Consider the following 11,369-nt stretch of genomic DNA (forward strand, 5'->3'; position numbering starts at 1 on the left):
ACTCCTTATTTGCTTTTTGATGCAGTTCCATTTTTACTTGATTTGTATTATCGTTAGCTGTTAAAAAAACTAAGTTCATATGGTTTAAACCAATTTTTCGAGATCATTGTATTTTAAATATCCTATTTCGATTTCTTTACCTTCAATATATTTTTGTAATATTCGTCTTTTGGAGAAGGATAATTTCCAAAGATTATAGTATTCTAAGTCTGTGAATTGATCTTGTTCTTTTAGTTCATCAAATAAATCATAAGCTAATATCCAACCATCATTTAAAGTATATTTTTGAAGTATATTTTCAACTGTTTTATTTAAATTATCTAGTTCTTCTTTTGTAATAATTTTTTCAGGTACTAAATAATCATAAAGTAATAATTTTACATAATTTTTTATTTCAACATTCCTATAAGCTTCAGGTGTAATTAGTAATTGGCTTTCTTTTGCTAGATCCATCCAGTTAAAATTAACATCATTGACTGCCTCAATAAAATTTTTCACCAGATCTCTTTTATTAATCATACCATTATCAATAGCATTATTAATCATACCAATACTATCATCATAAGGTAGCCACCAATCTTCGGCACATTTTGCTAGTGCCAAGATTAAATTTTCGTAATTTCTTTTCATATTAAAAGTCTGGGAACATTGTTACTAATTGCCAATTGTTTGGACTAACCTCTTCAAATACTGCTCTTACTTTTGTGGATTGTTGGAATGTGTTTCCATCCTTAGGGACTCCTTTTCCATATGCACTGCCATCTGTTAATTCATGAATAACAACTTTAGTATTATTTTGGGTTATAGGTGCGGCGTTAAATGCTGGTGTTCCCGGTCTTGTATTGTTTAGTGCTTTTTGTAATTGTTGAGGTGTTTCAAATTTTGAACTATACGGTGGTTTTCTGGGTGCTAAGGGATTGTTTCCAATATAAGATCCATCAGGCGCAAATCCTTCATTAGATCTTTTAATTAATGCTTCATCTGTTACGTCATGCCCATGTCTTTCTAGAGGATGAGCTTTAGGATGTTGCGTTAATTCACGTAATTCAGTAGCGTTATAAGGAGATTTGTCTGGGATTCTTCTTACCATTAGATCATCCCCTAATCTAAATATTTGATAACCATTGCTTGGTTGTCCTATAGGAGTTGCAGTAGCGTTTAATGGATAATCATACTTTTTAGGTAATATTTTTCCATTATTGATACTAGCTATTTCATCTCCATTTTTACTAAAGAGTTTTAAAGAATTCCCATCTTCAATTACTGTACCATCGGCGCGTATAACATCATTACAGCTTAGTTTTAATGAGTTTTCCAGTCTTGAAATCGCTGTACTAACCTTCCACTTTAAATATCCGCCAGCTTGACTTATTTCATCTAAATTTTTTGAAACTAGTTTTAGCGCATCAATATTGGTTCTCAAGGCAGGCACTTCCTTATTTAGAATTAGCCATGCATTAAAGCCATCGGACTCCTTGACTACGGTTTTGAATTCAGTGCCAGAAGTTGATAGATCGCTTACTAAAGTTGCCAATGCACAAGGATCTCCAGGACCTGCATTTGTGATTAGGCTCGATAATAGTAATAAATAAAGAAGGAATCTTTTTATTATATTTTTCATTTAGTTTATTTTAAAGTAAGTACTTGTAAAATCGTTATTTGCTTTTTGAAGTAGTTCCATTTCTACTTGATTTGTATCATAATCTTGTCCTCTATAAATCCATCTGAAAATATCGGGATAAAGTAGCTCATCGACTATACTTTTTTTATCGGTAATTTTTCCTTCATCCAAGTCATATATAAATGATAAATTAGAAAACGACTGAATAACTTGAATCTGCTTTGAATTAATTAAATAGGCCCACTCTATATCAATATCGTGTTCAAATTTTACTTTTTTTATTTCCAGAGTTAACAGATCTGTTAAAACCAAACTTCTTTTATTAATTACTAAGTGTTTTTCAGGATAAAAAAAGCTCCCTACTAAGCTATCTACAGTTGTGTTTCCGTTTTCTCTAAAGTATACTTTTAGACTTTTTTTTGTATAATCTAAAGTATTAAGCAGATAAAGATCAACACACGGAATAAAAGCGAAGTTTTTTGTTGGATGTTCTATTTCAATTTTTTCATTTAATATACATTGAATGTTTTTTGTTGAAAATAATTCCTCAGTTTTATCAATACCGTCAATGAATACAGAGTAATATACAAGTTCCTGACCTCTATTAGGCTCTTCCCAGCCCATATATTTTAGCTGAATTCTTTTATTTATAGTTTTAAACAAACTTAGATGTTCAATTTGCTTTATTTGTTTCATATCTAGTTATCTAGTTGCAAAGGGGTTTTTTATTATCTGTAAATATCTTCCAGGCTTCAACACCATTTTCAGGGTTTTGATTAACTGTTTTCATTAAAGCAGAGTTGTTTTTTAAATCCTGAATTAATGTTTTTATTTCTGTTTCTGACAAATTTAAGGATTTATTTTTGGCAATAATTTTAGTAACAATATCATCCGTAAATCCTAACTCCTTAAGTTGACTCAGAGAACTTCCATTGTCTGTAATAGTTTTAGATATTGTTCTTCCTTTTCCAACCCATGTTGAGTATTTTCCACTTGGAGATTCCATGACTTGTATTTCGACAGATCCTTCTTTAGCTAATTGTGACCATGTTTTTGGATAACCAGATACTGGATCTATATCTTTTATTATAAATCGCGATTGTTCTGCCTTACCAACTTTTCCAAACCATGGAATTGCCCTGTTAGTTTCAATTTCGAATTTTGATGGATCTTTAATCGTTATTTTGTAATAGAAATCGTATTTGTTTCTTTCCATATTTAAAGCCCTACCATCAAAATCATAAGGTTTTCCATTAAACATTGGACTTGTATAGGCTCCACCTAAATTTGGGGTTCCATCTGGCAGATCTCCAAAAGAGCCTCCATATCTATCAAATACTTCATTTTTATTTGGGGCTCTTTTCACTAGAGGACCATATCCACCATTAGCAGGAGGCCATAATGCATTACTTTTAACATCAAAGTTTATTTTATGTTCTTTTGCTAAAGCTTCAAGTTTGTCCCATTGACTTTGTTTGTAGTAATTCCAGTATTGACCTCTTACATTGCTTGATATTTTTTCTAAATGTAAATTGCTTAGATATTCTGTGTTTAGGGATAATTCATAAGCTTTTTGATTGATGAAAAATTCGTTATTAACTTTTGCTTTATTGGGATACCACCAATTTTTAAACTTGTCAATATTGTCTGAGTAGCTTTTGACATCTTTAGTATTTGCATTTTTCCATAATTCTTTAAATGCTAAATAGTCGTTGTTAAATCTAACGATATCATCTAGTTCTTTTAAGACAGCATCACTTGCACTAGCAAAATCTTCAAAAAATCTAAGTTTTAAAGATGTATCTAAGGCATTTACTTCATTTTTTAATGTTAGTAATGACGGGGATTCTAATCTTGAAGCTAAGGTGACAGATTCTAATTTAGGAGCAATATAAAAAGTTCCTTTTTTATTAAGATCTTCTACAAGATTTAATGCCCCATTAACAGTTTGCCCGGTCTTATCTACGTATGAAATTTTATTAAAAGTGCTGATTAACTTTACATCTTTAGCTACTATAGAAGCTGGTTGCCAAGAGGTAGAGGTAATATTACTTAAATTAGTGATATTTTTAGAAATACTAACATCGGCAATTTTTTGACTTGCTGTAATACCATTATTAAGAAATAAACCAGAATTATCAACAGTTATATCAATAATTGAAGAAAGGCTTTGATCAATGTTTTGACATTTGATTCTTGCCTCAAAGATCATATCATACATTTTTTTCGAAACTCTAATTTCGTCGGGGCTGAGAGTTCCTCCTTTTATTCCTGTAGATAAGGTCTCTAGTAAATTATCGATTTTATTTAAATGGACTAGTCTTTCTGTTTCATCTAATCCTTTAAAATCACTAACAAAATTCTTTATATTACTTCTTATTATTCTTACGGACTGAATATGTTTACCTTCTTTAACAGCAAATTGAAAAATTCCCTTTCCTAAACCTGATAATCCGGCAACAGCTTTTGAGAAGTTATATATGCCATAAATAGCATCCCAGTAAGCATTGTATTTAGGGCTTATTGCATCTGGATTATTGTAGTTCGTAACAGTTATTAGTACATCAGTTGAAACCATTGCTAGTTCTAATGCCATTAATGATCCACCACTCGTAAAAGGAGCTAGTGCTATCGCAACACCGTCAGCTACTAATCTAAATAGTATAGCATCATTACGATCTTCTACCGCGTTGGCAATCCAATATGCATAAATTGCCGGAACTGCAAATAGCCCTTTTTTAAAATCCCTGCCATCTACTTTAAAATCTTTAGGGATCTCTAAAACTACATATTCGTATGGATACAGACTAAAAAGATGTTGTACGGGATCTTTTTGATTTTTAGAATTGATTACCTGAAGATTACAATTAAACTGAATTTTACTGTTGTCAGCCATTGATCTGGTAACAATTAAATTATATTCTAATACAGCCCCATCATTTGAAACAACATTAAATATTCCTTTATCGTAAAACATAAAATAAGGTTCAGTCCTTACTCCGGTTAAAGGTGAAGTTGTATTGTATTTATTTCTAACTTCCAGAGCTAAGTCATTAGCATAATTATTGCCAATCTTTTTATGAATCAATGTTTTATAAAGAATGTCCTGAACGAAATATTTTCGTTCTTTCCCATCTATAACTTTGTAAATGTCCCACAATAATTTATAGCTATTGTTGCCTAATTCTGAAGTGATTTTCTGAGCATCTTTTTCATGAATAAAAAGATTAAGAAGTATTTCTTCAGATTTATCAAAAGCTGAATTATTACTCATGGCATCTTGTATCAGAGCCATTCTTTTGTGATATGAAATACTATTCCAGAAAACAGGAATCATTTTAAATTTTTCACTTACAGTCTGATTTGTTACATATTGATAATAATAACTTTCGTCAAATCCTGTAACAGCTTCAGGAATTAAATTCTTGATAAACTTATACGACTCCGTCTTGTTTGACGGAATTAATGCTTCAATGTTAGTACTATTAACAGAAAACATGGCCATTAAACCTTGATAGAAAGAAGTATAATTTTTAGTATCGTAAGGATTTATAGAATGGTCATTTAAGTTTTTGTTTAGGTTGACAATTATTTCGTGATTATTTAGAGAAATTAAGTCATAAAAATTAGTCAGATTACCAGAGTCTATTGCTGCCATTACTCGAAGTAGAGCAATTTCCTGATCATTTTTTATTTCACTTGATAAACTTAATTGTGTAAACACTTTCTTTAAATTCTCCCAACCAACTTCTCTTAAGGCTTCAATACAAACGTGCTCTTTAACTATTAAGTTAACTAATTCTGTATTAGTGAATGTTTTTTTATCAAATAAAGTTTTTAACTTCTTTTTATCTTCTGTAATAATATTAGGTTGACATTTATTTTTATCGTTAGTTATTAAGTCAGCGATAGAGTTTATTACACTACAGGTAGGATCTGGAGCATACATTGGAACTGTAATAAATGTGTTGTCTTTCGCTAAGATTTTTTTAATCTCCCCGATTACAATATCAGTAGTAGCATTTTTAGGTTTCGTCCAGTTATAAATGTCTTTATGGCTATAGGTACATTTATCATTTGAAATTTTAATTACAGCTTTTCCGCTAGTGTTTAAAGTAACGGGATATGGCATTTTATCACCTAAGTTACTAACACGGTTATAATCAGTATCTTTAAATGTTAACTCATAAATAACTTCATTACCAACTACTTTACCATCAAATGAAGCCAACAACTTTTTAGTATCATTTTGGTAAACATTAAATCCAGTTATCAAATAAGGTCTGCTTTGGGAAACTTTTCCAACTAATTTATTGCCACTAGCTTCTTCGTTTTCAGTTACCTTAAATATGTTTCCTAATAAGTCAAGTTCATTTGCATCACGGTTTTCCCCATCACTATCCCCCTGAATAAACGGATACAATTGTAATCCGGGAGCGTGAAGTACCTGCCAGTCGTTATGGCTTAAAAGTACTCCGGTACCATAATCCATTAAAAGATCTGTGGTTGTAGAAGTGTTATATTCTGTAAATGGATGTTTTAATCCAAAGACACCGTGACCAAGTTCATGCGCTAATGTGCGAACGGTATTGGTTTTGTTGAAAATAAAACCATATTGTCGCTTCAGCGGCATAAAGCCCAGAAGGTTTGATTTATCGGAAGGAGCTCCGGTATAAATTACATAATAAGTGTCTTTTTTATAATCGGAACCTAATTTTGCTTTTAGATTATTGGTGATTTGCTGTTGGTCAGCTGTATAGGTGTTTAGTAAGTCGCTGTCACTGGTTTCAATGCTCTCGCCCCAGGTATTGTCTAAAGTTACATTTATGGTATTAAGGTCAAACGTTATTCCGGCTGGTTCGTAAATTGCATTTAACTGCCCGATTACATTGCTTGGTAATGGCGCATTATTAACGCTAACCAGTGTTACATTTACTTTTTTATTGGTCAGATGCCATAAATCAATCGCTCCGGCAATATCGTATTTCCCGACAGTTTCTTTTGGATCTTTTGATGCAGCAGCCTTAACCGTTGCAATAACCGTTTCTTTAGCAAAATCTAAAGTTTTTTTCAGGGTCAGTGTTGCGACATTATTGTTCCAAACAATTTGAGTACTGTCAATAGCGGTACCATTTTGAGTTTTAAAGACAATGTCTTTTTTGGTTTTTCCGTTTTTGAAGTTGGCGGTTGCGATTACAATATCCGTTTTAGCGGGACTGTCTGAAATGGCTTTCAAATTTACATTGTACGTGCCGCCACTTTTTAGAGGGATTGTTTCGTAAGTTTTATCCAAGCTTCCGTTTGCTGCTGTTGGAGCATTATCAAAAGCATAAAATCCATTGCCTTTAGAGAAAATTACATTTACGTCTGGAGAAGAAATTTCTGTGATACTTCCACCAGATCCCATTCCGTTTGTATTCTTGGAATTTGGAATTCCTCCTGGTGCGAGTTGTCCTGTTTTTTCGATATTTCCGGCAGGAGCATTAGCAGGAACGGCATATTGTTTACCGTTTTTATCCGTTATTATAATGTCGTTTACCGTTTTTGGCAGGTTAACTTTAACATCATCCGGACCTGTTATCGTAATGCTTCCATCAGGATTTTTTACTACGGATTTTATAGGAAACTGGATGTCCTGATTGACCACATTTCCGGCGTCACCAAAAGCGTCATTGATGACACCATCTAAATCAGAGATACCGCTCCAGGTAGGATCATATGCCGCAATAATTTCTCCTGAAATTAATTTAAAATCGCTATTAAGACCAATATTATTGAATGTAATTCTGATTCGGGTATTTTCGCTAAGGTTTCCTTTTGAAACTCCGTTTTCATCTTTTGCACCTAAGGCATCAGCAGCATCAATAAGTTTTCTGAATTTCTCCAGGAAAGGAAGGGTTACATAACCTTCTCCTGAGAAATTACCATTACTTCCGGTTGCTTTTAAAACTACAATAGGAAAATCTCCCGCTGTAACGACATCATTCGAGAAAAGTTCGGGAAGTGGGGTTTGGTTAGCAAGATCTCTCGGATCCGGCTTGATACCACAGCCTTGAAATACAATCTCGTCTCTGGCAATGGTGGTGAATTCATATATTGAACTGTGAATATATTTGCCGACATCACAGGACGATCCTACAGTATATTCGTATACGGTGTTAGGCTTTAAATTACTAAGCGTAATATTTTCTCGTGGAGTTACGGCTTTGTACCATTCCGAACCCGAATTTTTCTCACGATAGTTTACCTGATAGTCAAAGTTGTCGATGTTTCCGCTCCAGTTGATCCTGGCCTGATCCTGACCGATGCTTTCGGTTTTAATGGCAAGGGGAGAGGTACAGAATATTTCGTAAGTAAAAGCAAAGATTTCGGTATAACCGTTGTTTTTAAATACACCAATTTCTTCGGCTCCCTGAATGGCTTTTGCTTTGATGCGCCAGGCGTATTTTTTGCCGGGAATCAGTTGAGGTTCACTCATGCCGTATTGCAACGTAGTCATTTTGGTTGTGGTAGTATACAACGGAGGCGAGTAAGCAAAGGCATTTTGCACCGGAGTGTAATTGTCCCAAATCTCGACCAATGAAAATTCGTATTCCACATTACTTACGTTGATGCTTCGCGGTGTCCAGCTGAAAACAATGTTCTGCAGGTTCTGCTGCATGATCGAAGCATTGTGTAAAGGCAGGTTTAGGAAGGGTGGTTCGTTTTGAAAAATAACCGTAGTTGTACCTGTTTTTCGGGACAGTTTTTTTCCTGTAGCAAAATCATATACCTCTACATAAAAGTTACTGATTCCTTCGGGTAAAGGCTGTGCATATTGATTTGGATTTAATCCTAGAAGGTTTTGGTATTGAAAGTAAGGAGCCAGATCAACATTAGTTAATTGCAATGGAAATCCTCCTTCGAGGTACAGTGGTTTTGCTCCTACTACAAAATCGTTGTTGCTGAACGAAACTCCGTTACCCTGAAAGTATATTTTTAATCGAACCTGACGATTGGAAATGGTCAAATCGTTGAGCAGCAACTGAATTTTAATGGGACTGTTTATAGTAGTCGCATCAGCGTATTTGCTCAGGTAAATAGGGGATGGCTGCGTAATTTGAGTCGTAACCGAAATTGGGAAAGTTTGTGCAAAGCCCTCAAATCCTATTAGGGAGCAGAGCAACAGCAGGTACAGGTGTAAGTTTTTCAGCATTTTGGGTAATTGAATTTTATCCATTTTTTGTCAGGTTAGTAAGTAGGTATTGACTCCTTATTATTTTTGAATATGATTAAGATCGATTTCATCAATGTTTGCATTTTTGAGAGCCAGATCATGATAAAACGGTATCATTTTGATTTCGATAGCGGCTATTATTTCAGGACCGGTTTTTTTGTCTTTTATCGATTTAAAAGCTTCTTCAATTTGTTCTGCGCTAAAAACTACTGCAGCGGGATTTTGCTGTATTTCGGCAGCCGGCAGTTTAGTCAATACCGAAATTTCTTTGAGCATCCATCGGTGACGTGTAAGCTGATCGCGATTTTTATTACTTCTTTCCATTAATTTCTGATAGGATTTGAAAGCTGCTTTATCAGTGTTATTTTCTTCACTCACACCATGCAGTTTGTGGCTGTTTACCTTTCCTAAGGCTGTAACGTAAGCATTTTCCAGATTTGAATCTTTGTTTTTCATTTCCGCCTCCAATTTTTTGGCGGCTTCAAGAAGGTATTCGTTGAATTTTTTTACGTTTTCTGCTTCGATGTTGTAAGCTTCGAGATAGTCTAGTACTTTTTCTTTGAACTGTTTGTCATCCGGTGTAAGGGAAGCCAGAGTGAGTAAATGTTCTAAATTTGTGCTCTCTTTTTCCGGTAATGGGTTTAGTGCCAATTGCATCTCTTTTAATTGAGCAGTAATCTGATCACGTGTTCCTTCTAAAATTTTTCCGTTAAGATTTATTTTTAGGATAGAAGTAAGATTCATATCCTCGTCGGTTTTGGGTTCTCTTTTCGGACGCATTTTGATTTTGTCGAAAGAATAGGTATAAGACAATGTAGCGGTTAAGTCATTGTTTTTACTGGTGGCAGTTTTATTAAATAGTGTGATGACACTCATGTTGAAATTGTGTTTTTCAAGATAAATGTAAGATCCGTTCAATCTGAAGTTGAAGATGTCGTTTTGCTTCTGACCATTGTTATAACTAGTATTGTAACTGGTCGAGGCGGTCGCATTCAGTTTTTTATCAAAAAATAATTTGGTGGCTCCGACTGTTGGTCCGATAATAAAATTCGTTCCACCGTCTGTTTGTCCATAGGTATTGTTTAAGGAACCGTTGAAACTTAGTTCTTTTTGAGGATAACCCAGAGAATAAGTAAGGGCTGAGTTGTAATAGGTAGAGGCTCCACCCGCAACTGTTTTTCCTTGTTGTTGGTTTACAGCATCCTGCATAGAGAGATTGGCACTAATTGCCTTTTTTAGGCGTCTATCATTTTTTAATAGATAATTTACCGTCAGACCTAAATTTTGGTTCACTTGTCTGAAGTTCAAAGTATCTAAATACTCGTAATTTGAAACCTGATTGATGTAGTCAAACTGATTACGGCTGTTGGTGAACGATTGAAAGTTAGAGTAGTTCAGGTTCAGGTTTAATTTTTGATTGGGTCTCAAATCGACATTAGCTGAGGTGACCAAACGTTTCATCTGGCTTTCTTTCTGCTTTTCTAAATTGTCTTTCTGAAGTCCTAAGTTTAAAGCAAGCGACACTTTATCTTTATACAGATTTTGGGTCGCATTAACGGTTACATTTTCTAAATCGTTATTAAAATAGTATCCTCCAAAAGTTCTGTAGTTAGGATCAATTCGTTCGTAACCTAATCCTAAAGTTCCTTTTCCGGCCGGGTAAGCCAATTGTCCTTTAAAGGCATTATAACTAGTGGTAGTACTGTTTCTACCCAATAGAAAAGAGGAAACTCCTTTTGCTTTTCCACTTGCCACAACTCTTAAATCTTCAGTGATACTACTGCTGGCATATTCGGTAGAGATTTGTAGTTTTTGAAAAAGTTTAAAATTAGTTTCAAAACTAATGGCAGCATTTTCCTTTGGAGCAACATCCAGTTCAAAGGGTACAGGGTTGTTTAAAGAATTGATCTGATCTCTTGCTTTAAACAGGGTAAGCCCCAGGTTTATTTTCTCCAGGGAATAAGCGGTTTTAAATCCATACCCGAATCTTTTATAGGCAGGCAGAATATCAGGATAAGCAGAATTAAATTCGTTACTTTTCAATAATCGCCCGTACATCGCACTGATTTTGAATTTTCCTTGTGGAGTCAAATCTACTCCAAACCCTGTGAATTGATGACCGCTTAAAGTGTAAGGGGAGAAGGTCATGCTTACATCTCCAATATGAGCAGTAATCCATTTATACGAAGGATGTATGCTCAGACGATTCATTAAAACAGGTTTGTTGTATCCGAATTTTTGATTGGTATAGGAAAACGAAAGCGGAATGTTGTACAGATTGGCAATATTGAAATTGATGTTTCCGTTCAAAAAATAACTGAAGGGCTCTCGTGTGGCATTACCGGAATAGAATACCGTATTGGCTGATACACCACCACTGACATTTATTAGTTTCGCTTTGCCTAGCTCCTGTACATTAAAGTTTTGCGAAAAAGCAAAGGTACCGGTGAAAAGCAGTAGTGTAATTAAAATTATTCTTTTTAAAATCATTCTTTATGGGGAATGGAAACCAAGATTGTTTTCTTGATTTCC

General features: G+C 34.2%; 5 protein-coding genes. All 5 read right to left on the reverse strand.

Going from position 1 to position 11,369, the window contains the following annotated elements; translation table 11 throughout:
• Positions 1–84 precede the first annotated feature (84 nt).
• Genes LNQ34_RS16660 through LNQ34_RS16680 form a run of 5 tightly spaced genes read right to left on the reverse strand, consistent with a single transcriptional unit; the run spans position 85 to position 11,327 of the window.
• On the reverse strand, positions 85–630 hold the full coding sequence (locus LNQ34_RS16660) for a hypothetical protein (RefSeq protein WP_230000510.1): 546 nt from the start codon (positions 628–630) through the stop codon (positions 85–87).
• A 1-nt stretch (position 631) separates the two neighbouring features.
• Complete coding sequence (locus LNQ34_RS16665) at positions 632–1,621, reverse strand: hypothetical protein (protein ID WP_230000511.1); 990 nt, start codon at positions 1,619–1,621, stop codon at positions 632–634.
• Complete coding sequence (locus LNQ34_RS16670) at positions 1,622–2,317, reverse strand: hypothetical protein (protein ID WP_230000512.1); 696 nt, start codon at positions 2,315–2,317, stop codon at positions 1,622–1,624.
• Positions 2,318–2,327: 10 nt separating this feature from the next.
• Positions 2,328–8,840, reverse strand: a complete 6,513-nt coding sequence (locus tag LNQ34_RS16675; protein ID WP_230000513.1) for a fibronectin type III domain-containing protein — start codon at positions 8,838–8,840, stop codon at positions 2,328–2,330.
• Positions 8,841–8,876: 36 nt separating this feature from the next.
• Positions 8,877–11,327: an outer membrane beta-barrel family protein gene (locus tag LNQ34_RS16680; RefSeq protein ID WP_230000514.1), complete on the reverse strand. Its 2,451-nt coding sequence runs from the start codon at positions 11,325–11,327 to the stop codon at positions 8,877–8,879.
• Positions 11,328–11,369: the final 42 nt, after the last annotated feature.

This window comes from Flavobacterium lipolyticum, from assembly GCF_020905335.1.
GTDB classification, from domain to species: Bacteria; Bacteroidota; Bacteroidia; order Flavobacteriales; family Flavobacteriaceae; genus Flavobacterium; species Flavobacterium lipolyticum.